Below are 15,956 nucleotides of genomic sequence, written 5' to 3' on the forward strand. Positions count from 1 at the left end.
TTGTTAAGGATCGCTTTACCAGCCTTACGCAGCCGGCCCCACCAATTGTGACCCACGCGTGACCGAATCGGGCCGCCGATGAGGCAGCCCATTGTGGTTAGTGTTGAAAGCGGGGGAAACTGTGGCGGCTGATTTGCGAATCGGTGGAAGGGCTTGGGTCAGTCCAGCACTGCCATCTCGCCCAGTGATTCGAAAAGCGGCCCAAGGTGCGCCTCGTACTTCTTCCAGCCCTTGACCGACGAGCTGTAGATCGGCTGCCGCACCTGCCATCGGCTCGGGGTCTTTACCAGCCGCTCGGTCTTGTGGAAGTCGAGGCAGGCCTCCTCCCACTCGAGCCCGAGGAAATCGATTAGCTCCCGGCTCTTGCCCTCCTGGTCGGCAATCAGCGCCTCGTAAGAGAAATCCAGCATCCGGATCGGCAGCACCTCGCGCCAATGCGCCATCAGCCGCCGGTACTCGCGATAATAGCGCCCGAGCACCGCAAGGTCGATGTTGTACCCGTGGTTCTCATTGAAATGATGCGTGAAGCACGACACGCAATTGTCGATGGGATCGCGCATGCAATGGATGACCCGCGCATTGGGGAACAGCAGGGCGATCAGGCCCAGATGCTCGAAGTTGTGCGGCATCTTGTCGGTGATGCGGAGCCCAGGCCCGCCATACTGGCGCAGCTTCTCCAGATAGAGCTTGGCAATGTCGCGGGACTGGCTCCTTGTGAGCCGTTGGAGCGCTGTCCCGGGTGTGTCGGCTCCCCCGAGATCGCGAGCGAGGTCGCCTAGAACCCCCAGTTCGCCTGCGCCCGTCACCTGGCTGTGACTCGAAGCGATCTGCTCGGTGAGCGTGGTCCCGGATCGCGGCATCCCGACGATGAAGACCGGTACCTCGCTGTCTATGCCGAAGTCCCTTCGGTCTGCAAAGAAGGCTGGAGTGAGAACTTCTATGAGTTCTTGATGCAGGGAGACGTACTTCGCAAAGTCATAAGTTCGCTCGTAGTGGCTCTTTGCCCGCGAGAAGAGCTGGAAAGCCTGGTCGAAATTGCCAAGGTCCGCCTGTGCCTTGGCTGCGCTGTGCTGGAGCGCGGAGTGGGCCTGCGGATCGTCGCTCGGCTCTCCCGCAAGTTCGAGCAGTATGCGTGGCTCGGGATCGGAGCTTGTGAATCTGTGGGCAACAGCCAATCCGACAAGAGCCTGCCTGTCCCGGGGATATTGCCTCAGCACGCGACGGAACAACCTGGTGGCCTCTTCGACCTCCCCCAGGTCGGTGAGTACGTTGCCGAGACCTACGATCGCTTTTGGTAAGCCGGGTGCCAGCGTCCGGGCTCGGCGATAAAACGCCAGTGCTGCGCCCGAGCGGTTCATGAGCTTGTTCACGCGTCCCAGGTTGCAGATCGCGTCCACAAAGTCTGGTTGCAGCTCGACTGCCTTCGCCAGGGCGCGCTCCGCTTTCGAGAGGTCGCGAGCGGAGATGTATGCCACACCGAGATTGTTGAGGTACTGCGGCTCGGAGGAGCGCAGGCGAACTGCCTGCTCTGCCAGCCTTACCGCGGCGGCAGGCTGCTTCGCCTCCAACGCCAGTGTGCTGAGAAGGTTCAGCGCATCGGGGTGGTGGGGGGCCTCACGCAGGACCGACTGGTAGGCGTACTCGGCTTCAATGAACCGCCGCTGCTTTTGAAGTGCCATGCCCTGTCGCAACAGGCGGCCATACCGGTCGCCGCGATCGTCACTTTGTCCCGGCACCCTCATCTCCAAAAAGGGAAGTGCCGGCGAGCGTTCGCCGGCACTCAATGAGCCTGGTAGTCGAAGCTAGAAGCTGAAGGTCAACCCAGCCTGAACGACATGGCTGCCGATATTGACGTCGAGCGGCTCGTCGTCTTCGTCTTCGAGCGTCAGGCCGGGCATGGCCTTGTAGCGATAGCCAAGGTCGAGCGCGATGCCGCTCGCAATCTCGAACTGGACGCCAGCGCCAATCTGGAAGGCGAGACCAGTTCCAGAAACCTCCCAGTTCCAGTCTGTGAAGTCGATGTTGGCGTGTCCTAGACCGACACCGCCACCGACGTAAGGCGTGATCCCGCCACCTACATCGAGGTCGTACCAAAGGTTGCCCAGCAGGTAGAGGGTCGACACCGAACCGTCGAAATCGGCCCAGACATCATCGGGGTCCGAGACTTCGTTGATCCCGGAGGAGCCGCCGGACAGCTCAAGCTCGACGCGCAGCGCGTCAAAGACCTTCGTGCCAACAGCGACGCCGAGCATGTACCCGGTGTCAGTGTCGATGTCGTAGGTGTTGTCGTAGTAGTCGCCCTCCAGGCCCGGAGCCCAGACGCCACCAGCGAACAGGCTCACATACCAGTCGCCGGGCTCGGAGGCGGTAACTGCCTCGACGGGCGCATCGACGATCAGATCCGCCGCGGTGGCCGCACCGGCCATCGAGACTGCCGCAGCGACGGTCGCCACGGAAAGAAGACGCTTCACCATAGATACTTCTCCCAAGAAATACTGCCAGCCGTATGGCAGAGTCGGTAGTCCGGTGAAAGGCGCTGGATTGTTTCGGAACTTGAATTCGCGTGGTATGTCGTTGGCGCGCAACACTTTCTGCGAATTTTGTTCATTTGCTGTTCAGAAACGCAGCGCCTTTCGCAAGTAGAGAGCAGGTATTGCTCACGGGGAGGGCGCGAGCCCCTGGGCAGCGGATCGCCGAGGACAGCGCCTTCGACCGGATACAGGCACGCGAGCGGGCAAGGGATTTTCGGCGCGTGCTACACCGCAGCCCTTCGACTCGCGCCATTGGTCAGTAGCAGAGCAGAAAGTCCGCAGAGGTGTGCCGGGCGGCTGGGGACCGAAGCGACCGGAGGGAGTTTGAGCGTGGGCGTAAAATGAAGAGGCCGGGATAGCTCCCGGCCGAAAATTTCCCGATCGCAATTTACCGATCAGAAGCTGAAGGTGACGCCAGCCTGTACGATATGGTTGGTCGCACTGCTGACGACCTTGTCCCCTGGACCCATCGGGAAGTCGGGGTCGGTCACTTCGGCGTCGGGCTGAACGCGATAGCGATAGCCCAGACCCAGCGAGACGTCCTCTGTCACCGCATAGTTGATACCGGCACCAAGCTGGTACAGCAGGCCGCTGGTGTTCGACTCGTCCGAGCTGAAGTCGGAACTGAGGACGTCGTAGCCATAGCCGACGCCTCCGCCCAGGTAGGGAGTGAATGCCGTACCCGTGTCGATGTCGTACCAGAGGTTCGCAAGGAGGTTGTAGCCGGTGCTCTTCATAGCTCCATCGGGAACAGGGCCGCCGAGAAGCTCGGAGACCTCGGAGCTCACAACTGAGAACTCCACTTCACCGCGAAGATTGTCGAGAATCTCCCTGCCGATCGCGCCGCCAACGATGTAGCCGGTGTCAAAGCCGACGTCGAAGGTGATGCCGACAGGTACTCCGCCATCATAGGCAGTGACTTTTGCTTCCGGCAGCGAGCCGCCGGCAAAGAACGTCGCATAGAAACCGCCCTGCTGAGTGGCGGGACCGGCCGTGATGGTTTCGACAGCCAGATCGGCGGCGCCGGCTGCACCAGCCGATGCCACCACCGCGGCGGCAGCCGCAGCAGACAAAATACGCTTCATGAAGGCCCCCTTGGAATCTATCAGGCGACGTTCTGCACGGGTGGGGCGCCGAATGCGAGCAGAATGATAAGTCTGAAACTAGAAGTAATCCGCATAGACAGACGACCTCAAAGCAAAGCAGGCCGGGAGTGCCCCCCCGGCCTGTCTGGATAGTGGTTTGGACTGGATTAGGCATCCCGGCGTCGGGCCGCCTGCCTCGCGGTTCAGCAATCAGAATGCGAAGTTCAGGCCCACTTGGAAGACGTGGCTGCTGAGGTCGATGTCCTCCAGCGTATTCCCCCAGTCATCATCGAGGTCCAGGCCCGGGACCGCCTTGAAGCGGTAGCCGAAGTCCAACCCTACGTTCTGGGCGACATCGACCCGCACGCCGGCGCCAAGCTGATAGGCGAAGCCCGAGCCGTCGAGTTCCCAGAGATCGGGCGTGAAGTCGTCGATACCTGTGCTCACCCAGGCCACACCGATACCGCCACCGATATAGGGGGTGAAGCCGTTGCCCACGTAGAAGTCGTACCAGAGGTTGCCCATCAGGTAGACAGCATCGACCGAGTCACCGTCGAAGGTGGTGTTCCAGAACTCCGAGTAGACTCCGGAGATGTCATTGCTCGTGCCGGACAGTTCCACTTCGACGCGCAGCGCGTCCCAGACTTTCGTGCCAACCACGACGCCGAGAGCGAAACCGGTATCGGTCTCGAAGTCCCAGTCGCAGCCGCACATCTGGCCAGTAAAGTCCGGCGTCCAGGCCGCGCCTGCGAATACGCCGACGTACCACATGGGTGGCGGCTCAACGACGACGATGGGCTCCTCCGCCAGGATGTCCGCCGCGAACGCAGGCGCCGATATCAGAAGGGCCGTGGCAGTTGCGACGGCCGCAAGCAGTTTCTTCATTTCCGCAATCTCCCAGAGCGAGTCAGTTATTGACTGACTGATTCATTGCGCTTCGAATAGTTGTGGAAATGTTCACGTGTGAAGATGGCCTAATACATGTAGCGAAGTCGCCACATTGGTAAATATAGGTAGTTGTTGTACTAAATCGCACCAAGATAGTCTGACTCAATATCTGCAGGTGCGTCTCTTAGATGCTATGTAGGGCATGTGCGGTTCGACCGGTCTGGATTGTGGCTGCGACGCGGGCGCACATATAGGGGGCGGTCGGCCCCTGATCTCAACAGCCCCGGTGACGCTCACGCGAGCCCTGGTACGACGACCCTGTCGCCCGCCAGCCTCAATCGGGCTCGCCGTCGCGCTCCAGCGCAGAAACGACCCGGCGCAGCATGTCATGGAACGCCGGGCGCTCTTCGGGCCGGAGGGCGCTGGTGGCGATGTCATTCACCTCCACGGCGGCGCGAAACGCGGCCTCCGCACGCTCGAGCCCCAGCGGGGTCAGCGCGATCCTGGCGCTGCGGCGGTCGTCGGGGTCGGGCGTGCGGACGATGAGCCCGTCGCGCTCCATGCGGTTCAGCGTGTTGGCCATGGTCGGCTGCTCGACGGCCGCCACTTGCACCAGCTCCTTCTGCGTCATCGTGCTTCCGTCCTGCAGGGCGAAGAACACCGGCATCGGTCCGGAGCCCGTGCCGATGCGTCGCTCCAGTGACCGCGCGAACAGGCGCGCCGCCCAGTTGGTCAGGTAGCCCGCCGAGGTCTCTCGTTCGTAGCTCATGTGCATAGCTTGCTATTGATGTGCATAGGGTGCTATTTAGATCTTCGGGAGTGCTGAACGCAAGGAGTTTCCGATGTCCGCAAAGAGTACCGCGACGCGTTACGGCAGTGTGGCTATCGCCATTCACTGGTTGAGCGCGGCAATGATCCTGATCCTGTTCGCTACCGGCCTGCTGGCGGCAGGGCAGGGCGATCCTTCAGCCAAGCTGGCGCTGCTGCGCGCCCATATTCCGTTCGGGGCAGGGGTGCTGATCCTGACCCTGTTTCGCGTCACCTGGTGGTTCGTCGCCGATCGTCGGCCCGGCGCGCCGGCGGCTCAGCCGCGCTGGCAGCAGTGGGTCGCCAAGGGCGTTCACGTCGGCCTCTACGTCGTCGTGCTGGCTGCCGCCGCCAGCGGCATCGCGACCCTGGTCGTCTCCGGAGCGTTGCCGGCTATCATCGGCTCCGCCGCGCTGCCAGATTTCGAAACCGTTCTGCCGCGCCTCGCCCATGGCATCATCACGCGCCTGATGCTGGTGCTGCTCGCCCTGCATGTCGGCGCAGCGCTTTACCACCAGTTCATCCGCCGCGATCGCCTGCTGGCCCGCATGGGCGTGGGCACTGCCTGACAGAACGAAAAGGCCGGGATCGCTCCCGGCCTCAAAGTTCCTCGATGTCCCGACGGGGTCAGAAGCCGAAGGTCAAGCCGGCCTGAACCACGTGGCTGCCGTAGTCGGCGACGGCGTCGTTGCCATTCCCCTCGACTTCGGCGTCGACGATCGCCTTCCAGCGATAGCCCAGATCGAGTGCGATGTTGTCGGCGACGTCGATCTTCACGCCCGCGCCCACCTGATAGGCGAGGCCCCAGCCGGAGAGGTCGACCGATGCGTTGAGAGGGGCGCCGATGACCGCATCAGCGCTGACGAAGCCGACACCAACGCCCGCGCCGACATAAGGCGTGAAGCCCGCGCCGGTGTCGATGTCGAACCAGACGTTACCGAGCAAGTAGGTGGTGGAGGCGGAGCCGTCGGTGAGCGGGAGGGCAACCGAGCCGTCGACCGGGGCGGCCGGACCGCCGCTGATGGTCACGTCGTTGAGGCCAAGCGAGCCAGTGGAGACTTCGACTTCACCGCGGAGGTTGTCGGTGATGCGCACGCCAACGGCGGCACCAACAAGCCAACCCGTGTCAGCGCCGAAATCGAAGAACTGCCCGAAGTCCGGCGAGCCGTCATCGGCTTCGATATTGTGGGCCCACACGCCGCCGCCGAACACGCTCAAGTACCAGCCGGTATCGGCAACCGCCACAGGCTCATCCACCGGCACATCAACGATCAGATCGGCTGCCAGGGCCGGAGTTGCTGCAATGAGCGCCACCGCGGCAGCGCCCGTGAAAAGCTTGAAAAGGTTCATGATTTAAGGTTCCCAAACAGTATCGAGTCGAGTGATGGCAGATCAGCAGTCACTGTGGAACAATGAACTTGACCAGTCGGCATCTAAATGCGGATGTGGCGCATCCTGGCAACACATTGAGCAACGACGTCGGTAAGTTACTTCCGAGTTAGCACTTAATGCGCGGCAATTTATTCGTCGCTGCAGGGTACTCGCGCTCCATGCACTGAGAGCGCCATGGTCTCCGATGCCGGTGTCGGCATCGGCGGCGCCGCGGCGATGTCGCGGGAACGAGGTGTTGTGGATGTTGGTGGGCAATCGGCTCGAGGCCCGGGGGAACGAAGCTCCGCCTGCAACCGATCCCGCGCAAAACGAAAAGGCCGGGATCGCTCCCGGCCTTTCGCACATCTGCGCTTGGCAGCTTGTTCTTACTCTTCTTCGAAGGCGTCCACAGCGGCGGAACCGGCTTCGGCCTGGCCGGCGGCGAACTGCTCGGCGGCTTCGTCGTCGTAGTTGATCGCGGTCAGGTCTTCGCCCTTCTGCTGGCGCTCGGCTTCGTCTTCCGAGCGGGCGACGTTGACGGTGATCGACACGGCGACTTCGGCGTGCAGGTTCAGCGGCACGGTGTGAACGCCGACGGTCTTGATCGGGTTCGCAAGGTCGATCTGCGCACGCGTAACGGCGTAGCCGTCCGAGATCAGCGCATCGGCGACGTCGCGCGAGGAGACCGAGCCGTAGAGCTGGCCGGTTTCACCCGCCTGGCGGATGATGACCACCGACTTGCCGTTGAGGCCCGAAGCGACGCCGGCAGCGGCCTCGCGGCGCTCCTGGTTGCGCTTCTCGATGTCGGCGCGGTCGCGCTCGAAGCGCTTGCGGTTGGCCTCGGTGGCGCGGAGCGCCTTCTGCTGCGGGAGCAGGAAGTTACGGGCGAAACCGTCCTTCACCGACACTTCGTCGCCGATGTGGCCGTGCTTGCCGATACGCTCGAGGAGAATGACTTTCATTTTGCTTTTCCTATGCTGTCCCGTTCACGAGTGAACGGTTAGGAGCCGCCGGTATCGGCAGCCCCAACCAATCCCGTCGGCAAGCTGGCGCGCTCTGCAGCGCCAACCGCCAACTTACGCATCGTTCTTACTGAACGGCGTAGGGCATGATGCCGATGAAGCGGGCGCGCTTGATGGCCTTGGCCAGTTCGCGCTGCTTCAGGGCGGAGACCGCAGTGATGCGGGAGGGGACGATCTTGCCGCGCTCGGAAACGTAGCGCTGCAGCAGGCGGACGTCCTTGTAGTCGATCTTGGGCGCGTTCGGGCCCGAGAACGGGCAGGTCTTGCGACGGCGCTGGAACGGACGGCGAGCCGTAGTCGTGGTCAGGTCTTTGATGGCCATTTGGCGCTTCCTTCCGTGAGATTAGAACCGGCGCGGCGGACGACGGTCGCCGCGGTCGAAGCCGCCGCGGTCGCCACGCGGGCCGCCCGGACGGTCGCCGCGATCGTCATCGCGATCGCGCTTCTGCATCATGGCCGACGGGCCTTCCTCGAGCTCATCGACGCGGATGGTCATGAAGCGCAGGATGTCTTCATTGATGCCCATCTGGCGCTCCATCTCGGCCACCGCGGCGTGCGGAGCGTCGATGTTGAGCAGGGTGTAGTGAGCCTTGCGGTTCTTCTTGATGCGGTACGAGAGCGACTTCAGCCCCCAGTACTCGTTCTTGGTGACCTTGCCGCCGCCGTTGGCGAGCACCTCGGTCAGGGCCGCGGTCAACTCTTCCACCTGCGTGGGGGAAACGTCCTGGCGAGCCAGGAAAATATGTTCGTAAAGGGCCATAAGCGCCTTCCTTCCAGAGAGTTACACTCTGCAGTCCTTCGGCGCGGAGCCTCCTTGAAGCCGGAAAGGCGTCAAAGCAGTCTTCTAAAGAGCGGGAACACGGGAGGACGGGCGAACCCTATCCGGCAAATAGCCGAACCCTCCGTTCAGCCCCCGGCCGAACGAATGCGAGGCGGGCTATAGGGGAAAAGGCCACGAAAGGCAAGCGGCACGCCGGTTAGGCTTTCGCACCGCCCACTCCACAACGCCCCCTCGCCCCTCTGGGGAGAGGGTCGGCGTGAGGGGCTCTCGGTGCGTCCAGCAGTCTGCGAATCTGCCGGTCATGCCGCATTGTACGGCTTGGGCACCTCAAACCCCTGCGACACCAGCAGCGACGTGATCGACGGCGTCAGCGCCCGGCACCCGCAGTTCTTCGCGTGCTCGTAGTGCCACTCGGCCCGCTGCTTCTTCGTCGGGTTCGGCGGCATCCGATGCGCCTGGTGCCATTCGGAGTTGATCTTGCCCATGGCCAAGACCCCTTTTTCGCATTGTGGCCATTGTGCCATGCAAACCCAGCGGCTTAGAACTGCCAAAACGCAACCGGGGCAATACTCTATGACCGCCGCCGTCCGCTCTGCCCCGAAGCTTCCCGATCGTAACGCCGTCCGCGCTACCGAAGCGGTCATCCGCAGCCATGTGCGCCGAACGCCCGTGGTTGACGCCTTGCCCGAGGATTTCGGGCTCCACGGTGCGCCGCTGAACTTCAAGCTCGAGTTCATGCAGCACTCGGGCACCTTCAAGGCGCGTGGCGCCTTCGCCAACCTCCTGCTGCGCAAGGGCGCCGATCGCGGCGTGGTCGCGGCCTCCGGCGGCAACCACGGCGCCGCCGTCGCCTACGCCGCCATGAAGCTCGGCATCAAGGCGCACATCTACGTGCCGCGCATCTCCTCGCAGGCCAAGATCAACCGCATCATGCAGTACGGCGCCGAGATCACCGTGGGCGGGGACACCTACGCCGATGCCTATGCCGCGAGCCACACCTTCGCCAAGGAACACGGTCTCATCGAGGTCCATGCCTATGACGGCTACGAGACCTTGTGCGGGCAGGGGATGGTCGGGCTCGAGTGGCTCGAGCAGTCCCCTGGCATCGACACCCTCCTCGTCGCCGTCGGTGGTGGCGGGCTGATCGGCGGAATCGCGGCGGCTGCCGAGGGCAAGGTGCGTATCATCGGCGTCGAGCCGGAGAACGCCGCCACACTACACGAGGCCACCAGGGCCGGCCATCCGGTCGATGTGCCCGTCAGTGGCGTCGCCGCCGACAGCCTCGGCGCCCGCCGTATCGGCGAACTCTGCTTCGGCCTCTCCGGCTATATCGACCGCACCGTGCTCGTCACCGACGAGGCCATCACCGCCGCCCAGAAGAAGATCTGGGACGTTCTGCGCGTCGTGGTCGAGCCTGGTGGGGCTGCCGCCATGGCCGCGCTGCTCACGGGCCGCTACGTCCCCGCCGGCGACGAAAAGGTCGGCGTCCTCCTTTGCGGCGCCAACACGACAGCGGTGAAGTTCGACTGAACTGGCAACCTGTTGCCTTGACTTTGCCATCCCCCTCCGGCAAACGCCGCCGCCAACTGGACGCCTGTCCGGACGGGGCTTAGGCTTGCCTCAACATAAGAACGGCGGAGGCCACCCGTGACCAAGCGCGCATTCACCTTCCCCGGCCAGGGCAGCCAGGCCGTCGGAATGGGCAAGGACCTTGCCGACACCTACCAGGAGGCTCGCAACGTCTTCGCCGAAGTGGACGAAGCGCTTGGCCAGAAGCTTTCTACCATCATGTTCGAGGGGCCGGATGAAACGCTCCGCCTCACCGAGAACGCCCAGCCGGCGCTGATGGCCGTCTCCGTGGCGGTGACCCGCGTGCTCGAGGCGCGCGGCGTTTCCCTCAAGGATCATGCCGCCTACGTCGCCGGCCACTCGCTCGGCGAATACTCGGCCCTTGCCGCCGCCGGTGCCTTCAGCCTTGCCGATGCGGCGCGGCTTCTGAAGATCCGTGGCCAGGCCATGCAGCAGGCCGTGCCGGTCGGGCAGGGCGCCATGGCCGCGATCCTCGGCCTCGACCTCGAAACCGTGCTGCGTGCCGCCAACGATGCCGCCGACGGCGAAGTCTGCGGCGTCGCCAACGACAACGCCCCCGGGCAGGTCGTGATTTCCGGCCATGTCGGCGCCGTGAACCGCGCCATCGAGCTCCTCAAGGCCGCCGGCGCCAAGCGCGCCCTGCCGCTGCCGGTGAGCGCCCCGTTCCACTGCGCCCTCATGCGCCCCGCCGCCGATGCCATGGAGCACGCGCTCAACCAGGTGACGGTCAACGCTCCGGTCGTCCCGGTCGTCGCCAACGTGCTGGCTGCGCCGATCTCCGATCCCGAAGAGATCAAGAAGCGCCTCGTCGAACAGGTCACCGGCATGGTCCGCTGGACTGAGTGCGTGACCTGGCTCGTCAAGGACGGCGGCGTCACCCAACTGGTCGAGCTCGGATCGGGCAAGGTGCTGAGCGGGCTTGCGAAGCGCATCGCGCCGGAAACGGCCGCGGTGTCGGTTGGCACCCCGGCCGACGTGGATGCGTTCCTGGCTGAAGTCGGTGCGTGAGACCCCTCATCCGGCGCTGCGCGCCACCTTCTCCCCGACGGGGAGAAGAACAGAGCGCCGGCAGCTGCAGGCGGGTGTTCCTCTCCCCGTCGGGGAGAGGGTGGACCGGCGAAGCCGGGACGGGTGAGGGGTGAGCCCCATGATCCAAAGAATGAATCAGACTCTCCAACGGAGCCGATAAATGTTTGATCTGACTGGCAAACGTGCCCTCGTCACCGGCGCTTCGGGCGGTATCGGACGCGAGATCGCCAAGGCGCTGGCCGCCTCGGGCGCCCGCGTCGCGCTGAGCGGCACCCGTGTCGGCGCCCTCGAGGAGACCAAGGCGGCCATTGGCGGCGGCGATCACCCGATCATTCCGACGAACCTGTCGGACCTCGAGGCCGTCGACAAGCTCGTCCCCTCGGCCGAAGCGGCGCTGGGCGGCATCGACATCCTCGTCAACAATGCCGGCGTCACCCGCGACAACCTCTTCATGCGCATGAAGGACGAGGAGTGGGACGAGGTGCTGGCCGTGAACCTCACCTCCGCCTTCCACCTCACGCGCGCCGTGCTCAAGGGGATGATGAAGCAGCGCTTCGGCCGCATCGTCGGCATCACTTCGGTGGTGGGCGTCGTCGGTAACCCGGGGCAGGGCAACTATGCCGCGTCCAAGGCAGGCCTGATCGGCATGGGCAAGGCGCTGGCCTATGAAGTCGCCTCGCGCAATATCACGGTGAACACCGTTGCGCCGGGCTTCATCGCCTCGGCCATGACTGACGAACTGAACGAAAAGCAGCGCGAGAGCATTCTAGGCAAGGTCCCGGCCGGTCGGCTGGGCACCGCCGAGGAAGTGGCGGCGGCCGTCGTGTTCCTCGCGTCCAACGAGGCGGGCTACATCACGGGCCACACGCTCAACGTCAACGGCGGCATGGTGATGCTCTAGGCCGCGTGCGGTCCCCTGACGCCCAGCTGCCTTCTTCCGGAGGCGGCGGGTGGGTGAGTGCAAGGGGGCTGCAAGCGCAAAGGCTGGGGAAACCGGGCTGTGCGGAATATGGCAATGGCGGGGGAAGTATGTTACGTCCGCCCCTGATTTCGGGTGTGACCCCTACTTGCGAGGGTATGGAACCACGCCTACAGTCGGCCGCGAACGGCGGCAGGTCCGAGGAAAAAGCTTGAAAACCAGCGCCTCCCGGCCGAAAGAAACGAAACACCTGTCTGGTAACAAGGGAAGTCAAATATGAGCGATATCGCTGATCGCGTCCGCAAGATCGTTGTGGAACATCTCAACGTTGACGCGGAGAAGGTCGTCGATAAGGCCAGCTTCATCGATGATCTGGGCGCTGACTCGCTCGATCAGGTCGAGCTGGTTATGGCTTTCGAGGAAGAGTTCAACGTCGAGATCCCGGACGATGCCGCGGAATCGATCCAGACCTTCGGCGATGCCGTCGCGTATCTGACCAAGGCCGTCGGCTGATCGCCGGCTACTGAACGGCTTTCTTCGATGGAACTTCGCCGCGTCGTCGTCACCGGGATGGGGATCGTCAGCCCATTGGGCTGCGGGATCGAGTCCACCTGGTCCAACATTCTTGCCGGCAAGAGCGGCGCCAAGCGGATCGACGACTTCCAGGTCGACGATATCGCCTGCCAGATCGCCAACCGGATTCCGTTGGGTGATTACGCCGACGGAAAGTTCAATCCTGACGAATGGATGGACGTGAAGGAGCAACGCAAGGTTGATCCCTTCATCGTCTTCGCCATGGCGGCGGCCAGCCAGGCCATCGCCGACGCCGGGGTCGAACCGAAGACCGAGGAAGAAAAGCAGCGGATCGGGACACTGATCGGCTCGGGCATCGGTGGCATCGGTGGCATCTATGATGCCTCCGTCACGCTCCACGAGCGTGGGCCGCGCCGCATCAGCCCGTTCTTCATTCCCGGCCGCATCATCAACATGGCCTCGGGCAACGTCTCCATCCGATACGGGCTCAAGGGCCCGAACCACTCGGTGGTGACGGCCTGCTCGACCGGCGCGCATGCCATCGGCGATGCCGCCCGGCTGATCATGCTGGGCGATGCCGATGTGATGGTCGCCGGCGGCGCCGAGTCGCCGGTCAACCGGCTCTCCGTTGCCGGCTTCGCCGCCTGCCGGGCGCTGTCGACCGGCTTCAACGACCAGCCCGAGAAGGCATCGCGCCCCTACGACAAGGATCGCGACGGCTTCGTTATGGGCGAGGGCGCCGGCATTGTCGTGCTCGAGGAATACGAGCGCGCCAGGGCCCGCGGCGCCAGGATCTACGGCGAAGTGATCGGCTACGGTCTCAGCGGCGACGCCTACCACATCACCGCTCCTTCCGAGGACGGCGATGGCGGCTATCGCTGCATGCAGGCCGCCGTGAAGCGCGCCGGCATCGACCCAAGCGAGATCGACTACATCAACGCCCACGGCACCTCGACGCCGCTCGGCGACGAGATCGAGCTCGGCTCGGTCACCCGCATGCTGGGCAACGCGGCCGGCAAGGCGGCGATGAGTTCCACCAAGTCGGCAATCGGGCACCTGCTCGGCGCCGCCGGTTCGGTGGAAGCGATCTTCTGCCTGCTCGCCATGCGCGACAGCATGCTGCCGCCCACGATCAACCTCGACAATCCATCGGTCGAAACCGCGATCGACCTGGTTCCTCACACGGCCAAGAAGAAGGAGGTCAACATTGCCCTCTCCAATTCCTTCGGCTTTGGCGGCACCAACGCCTCGCTGATCTTCCGCAAGGTGAACTGATCCTCCGCACCCGGGCCAACCGCCCGGGGGCTGGGTTCCTACTGTCGACAATATTTCACGCACTATTGCCGCCGCCCAGGGAGGTATGACTGATGGCCAACGAGCGCGAGAAGCGAGCAAAGAAGCGTCGCCGCGGCGGTCTGCTCGATATCGTCAATGCGCTGCTGACCCTCACGGTGCTCGGCATTCTTGTCGCTGTCGGCATCTTCCTTTATGGCGCGAACCAGTTCTACGCCCCCGGCGCCGTCAAGACCGAGACCAACTTCACCGTCGAGAAGGGCTCGTCGGTGATGACCACCGCCCGCCGGCTGGAAGAGCAGGGGATCATCCCACAGGGCCAGCTCCTGCCATCCGAATGGCTGTTCTGGGCCGGTGCACGCGCCCTGAAGAAAGAAAAGGACATAAAGGCCGGCGTCTACGCCCTCCCGGCGAACGCTTCGATGTCCGACGTGCTGAGGGAGATCACCGAGGGCAAGCCGCTCGATTTCTTCGTCCACGTCATCCCGGGCGATACGGCCTACCTGGTCGCCGAGCGCATCAACGCCGACAACCCGAACCTCTCGGGCGAGCCGGTCACGCCCCCCGCCGAGGGCTCGCTTCTCGCCGTTCGCTACGACTACACGCCCGGTGATACGCGCCAGTCGGTGCTGGACAAGATGCAGGCCGAGATGAAGGCAAAGGTCGCCGAGATCTGGGCCGGTCGCGACCCGTCCATCGACAGCGTCATCAAGTCCCCCGAGGAAATGGTGACCCTCGCCTCGATCGTCGAGAAGGAAACCGGCCTCGAGACCGAGCGCCCGCAGGTCGCCGCTGTCTTCCTCAACCGCCTCAGGAAGAACATGCGGCTGCAGACCGACCCGACGGTGCTTTACGGTGTCACCGAGGGCAAGAGCGTCATCAACCGCAGCCCGACGTCGTCCGAGCTCAAGCAGCGGACACCGTACAACACCTACCAGATCGACGGCCTGCCGCCCGGACCGATCGCCAACCCCGGCGAAGCGGCGCTGAAGGCAGTGGCCAATCCGGCGACGACGAAGGACCTCTATTTCGTCGCCAAGAGCGCCAACCCCGCTGATGGCCATCTGTTCGCCGAGAACTACGAGCAGCACCGCAAGAATGTGAGGCTCTACCGCAAGGCCGCTGCCGAAGCGGAAGCCGAGGCGGCGAGGGAAGCACTCGAGGCCGAACAGGCCGAGGAAGCCGGCGAGAAAGTCGAGCCTGCAAGCTGATGGCTGCTTCACTCGCCAGCATGACCGGCTACGCCCGCGCCGCCGGTGCGGTCCCGGGCGTCTCCTTCATCGTGGAGCTGAAGTCCGTCAATGGGCGCGGCCTCGACCTCAGGCTGCGGCTCGCGCCCGGCTTCGACGCGCTCGAAAGCGAAATCCGCCGTCTGGTCGGCAAGTCGATCACCCGTGGCTCGCTGACCGTCTCGCTCAATGTCGATCGCGAAGGCGAGGGCGGCCGGGTGGTGGTCAACCATCAGGCGCTGGAGGCCGTGCTCGAAGGCTTCAAGTGGCTCGAGTCGCGTGTGGACGCTCAGCGCCCCTCGCTCGATGGCATCCTGGCCCTCCGCGGCGTGCTCGAGCAGCATGAGAGCCCGCTTTCCGCCGACGAGGAAGAAGCGCTGAACGGCGCCATCCTCGCCGCCGTCGAGCAGGCCGTCGCTGGCCTCGTGGTCGCCCGCCGCGAGGAGGGGGCTCGCATCGCCGCTATCCTCTCCGAGCGTATCGACGAGATCGCTGCCCTCACCAAGGCCGCCGAAATCCACCCCGGTCGCAGCCGCGATGCGATCCTTGCGCGCCTGCGCCAGCAGGTGGCCGAGCTCACCGAAGCGAGCCCCGCTTTCTCCGAGGAGCGGCTGGCCCAGGAAGCCGTTCTGCTCGCCACCAAGGCCGACATCCGCGAGGAACTCGATCGGCTCGGCGCCCACATCGCAGCCGCCCGCCAGCTGATCGCCGGGGGTGGCCCGGTGGGGCGCAAGCTCGATTTCCTGTCACAGGAATTTAACCGCGAAGCGAATACGCTTTGCTCAAAGTCCAACGACGTGGCGCTCACCGCCATCGGCCTCGACCTGAAGGCCGTGATCGATCAGCTCCGCGAGCAGGTCCAGAACATAGAGTAAGC

At 64.2% G+C, this 15,956-nt stretch carries 18 protein-coding genes; 8 read left to right on the plus strand and 10 right to left on the minus strand.

Annotation, left to right across the window (positions count from 1 at the left end):
- Positions 1-158 precede the first annotated feature (158 nt).
- The 5 genes from PRN20_RS09770 to PRN20_RS09790 all read right to left on the minus strand — a co-directional run bounded on the left by PRN20_RS09770 (position 159) and on the right by PRN20_RS09790 (position 5,273).
- Entirely contained in the window at positions 159-1,736 is a 1,578-nt protein-coding gene (locus tag PRN20_RS09770) for a tetratricopeptide repeat-containing sulfotransferase family protein (RefSeq protein ID WP_273957138.1), read from the minus strand.
- A gap of 66 nt (positions 1,737-1,802) precedes the next feature.
- Entirely contained in the window at positions 1,803-2,474 is a 672-nt protein-coding gene (locus tag PRN20_RS09775) for an outer membrane protein (protein WP_273957139.1), read from the minus strand.
- A 452-nt stretch (positions 2,475-2,926) separates the two neighbouring features.
- Entirely contained in the window at positions 2,927-3,616 is a 690-nt protein-coding gene (locus tag PRN20_RS09780; RefSeq protein ID WP_273957140.1) for an outer membrane protein, read from the minus strand.
- Between the two features lie 210 nt (positions 3,617-3,826).
- The gene (locus PRN20_RS09785) at positions 3,827-4,501 is read right to left on the minus strand and encodes an outer membrane protein (RefSeq protein ID WP_273957141.1); all 675 of its coding nucleotides are present in this window, start codon (positions 4,499-4,501) and stop codon (positions 3,827-3,829) included.
- Between the two features lie 337 nt (positions 4,502-4,838).
- The gene (locus PRN20_RS09790; protein ID WP_273957142.1) at positions 4,839-5,273 is read right to left on the minus strand and encodes a MarR family winged helix-turn-helix transcriptional regulator; all 435 of its coding nucleotides are present in this window, start codon (positions 5,271-5,273) and stop codon (positions 4,839-4,841) included.
- Between the two features lie 73 nt (positions 5,274-5,346).
- On the opposite strand from PRN20_RS09790, the gene PRN20_RS09795 reads away from it, so the two are divergent.
- Positions 5,347-5,880 carry a cytochrome b gene (locus PRN20_RS09795; RefSeq protein ID WP_273957143.1) on the plus strand — a complete coding sequence of 178 codons (534 nt, stop codon included), beginning with the start codon at positions 5,347-5,349 and terminating at the stop codon, positions 5,878-5,880.
- A 58-nt stretch (positions 5,881-5,938) separates the two neighbouring features.
- Here PRN20_RS09795 and PRN20_RS09800 read toward each other — a convergent pair whose 3' ends face one another.
- From PRN20_RS09800 to PRN20_RS09820, 5 genes are all read right to left on the minus strand, one after another.
- Complete coding sequence (locus PRN20_RS09800; RefSeq protein ID WP_273957144.1) at positions 5,939-6,661, minus strand: outer membrane protein; 723 nt, start codon at positions 6,659-6,661, stop codon at positions 5,939-5,941.
- Positions 6,662-7,068: 407 nt separating this feature from the next.
- The gene (rplI, locus tag PRN20_RS09805) at positions 7,069-7,644 is read right to left on the minus strand and encodes a 50S ribosomal protein L9 (RefSeq protein WP_273957145.1); all 576 of its coding nucleotides are present in this window, start codon (positions 7,642-7,644) and stop codon (positions 7,069-7,071) included.
- 127 nt (positions 7,645-7,771) lie between these two features.
- On the minus strand, positions 7,772-8,026 hold the full coding sequence (gene rpsR, locus PRN20_RS09810) for a 30S ribosomal protein S18 (protein ID WP_055048535.1): 255 nt from the start codon (positions 8,024-8,026) through the stop codon (positions 7,772-7,774).
- A gap of 21 nt (positions 8,027-8,047) precedes the next feature.
- Complete coding sequence (gene rpsF / locus PRN20_RS09815) at positions 8,048-8,464, minus strand: 30S ribosomal protein S6 (protein ID WP_273957147.1); 417 nt, start codon at positions 8,462-8,464, stop codon at positions 8,048-8,050.
- Positions 8,465-8,784: 320 nt separating this feature from the next.
- The gene (locus PRN20_RS09820) at positions 8,785-8,970 is read right to left on the minus strand and encodes a hypothetical protein (protein ID WP_273957148.1); all 186 of its coding nucleotides are present in this window, start codon (positions 8,968-8,970) and stop codon (positions 8,785-8,787) included.
- A gap of 88 nt (positions 8,971-9,058) precedes the next feature.
- On the opposite strand from PRN20_RS09820, the gene PRN20_RS09825 reads away from it, so the two are divergent.
- From PRN20_RS09825 to PRN20_RS09855, 7 genes are all read left to right on the plus strand, one after another.
- A complete protein-coding gene (locus PRN20_RS09825) occupies positions 9,059-10,015 on the plus strand; it encodes a threonine/serine dehydratase (RefSeq protein WP_273957149.1) in 957 nt (318 codons plus the stop codon).
- A 117-nt stretch (positions 10,016-10,132) separates the two neighbouring features.
- The gene (gene fabD / locus PRN20_RS09830) at positions 10,133-11,083 is read left to right on the plus strand and encodes an ACP S-malonyltransferase (protein WP_273957150.1); all 951 of its coding nucleotides are present in this window, start codon (positions 10,133-10,135) and stop codon (positions 11,081-11,083) included.
- A 181-nt stretch (positions 11,084-11,264) separates the two neighbouring features.
- Entirely contained in the window at positions 11,265-12,005 is a 741-nt protein-coding gene (fabG, locus tag PRN20_RS09835; RefSeq protein WP_273957151.1) for a 3-oxoacyl-[acyl-carrier-protein] reductase, read from the plus strand.
- A 294-nt stretch (positions 12,006-12,299) separates the two neighbouring features.
- Positions 12,300-12,536, plus strand: a complete 237-nt coding sequence (locus tag PRN20_RS09840) for an acyl carrier protein (protein WP_055048542.1) — start codon at positions 12,300-12,302, stop codon at positions 12,534-12,536.
- 27 nt (positions 12,537-12,563) lie between these two features.
- The gene (gene fabF, locus PRN20_RS09845) at positions 12,564-13,832 is read left to right on the plus strand and encodes a beta-ketoacyl-ACP synthase II (RefSeq protein ID WP_273957152.1); all 1,269 of its coding nucleotides are present in this window, start codon (positions 12,564-12,566) and stop codon (positions 13,830-13,832) included.
- 92 nt (positions 13,833-13,924) lie between these two features.
- The gene (gene mltG, locus PRN20_RS09850; protein ID WP_273957153.1) at positions 13,925-15,061 is read left to right on the plus strand and encodes an endolytic transglycosylase MltG; all 1,137 of its coding nucleotides are present in this window, start codon (positions 13,925-13,927) and stop codon (positions 15,059-15,061) included.
- Positions 15,061-15,954, plus strand: coding sequence for a YicC/YloC family endoribonuclease (locus PRN20_RS09855; protein WP_273957154.1), 894 nt, complete (start codon positions 15,061-15,063; stop codon positions 15,952-15,954). Before mltG ends, PRN20_RS09855 begins: the two co-directional genes overlap by 1 nt.
- Positions 15,955-15,956 lie beyond the last annotated feature (2 nt).

The sequence above is a fragment of the Devosia sp. ZB163 genome, assembly GCF_028613635.1.
Lineage (GTDB): Bacteria > Pseudomonadota > Alphaproteobacteria > Rhizobiales > Devosiaceae > Devosia_A.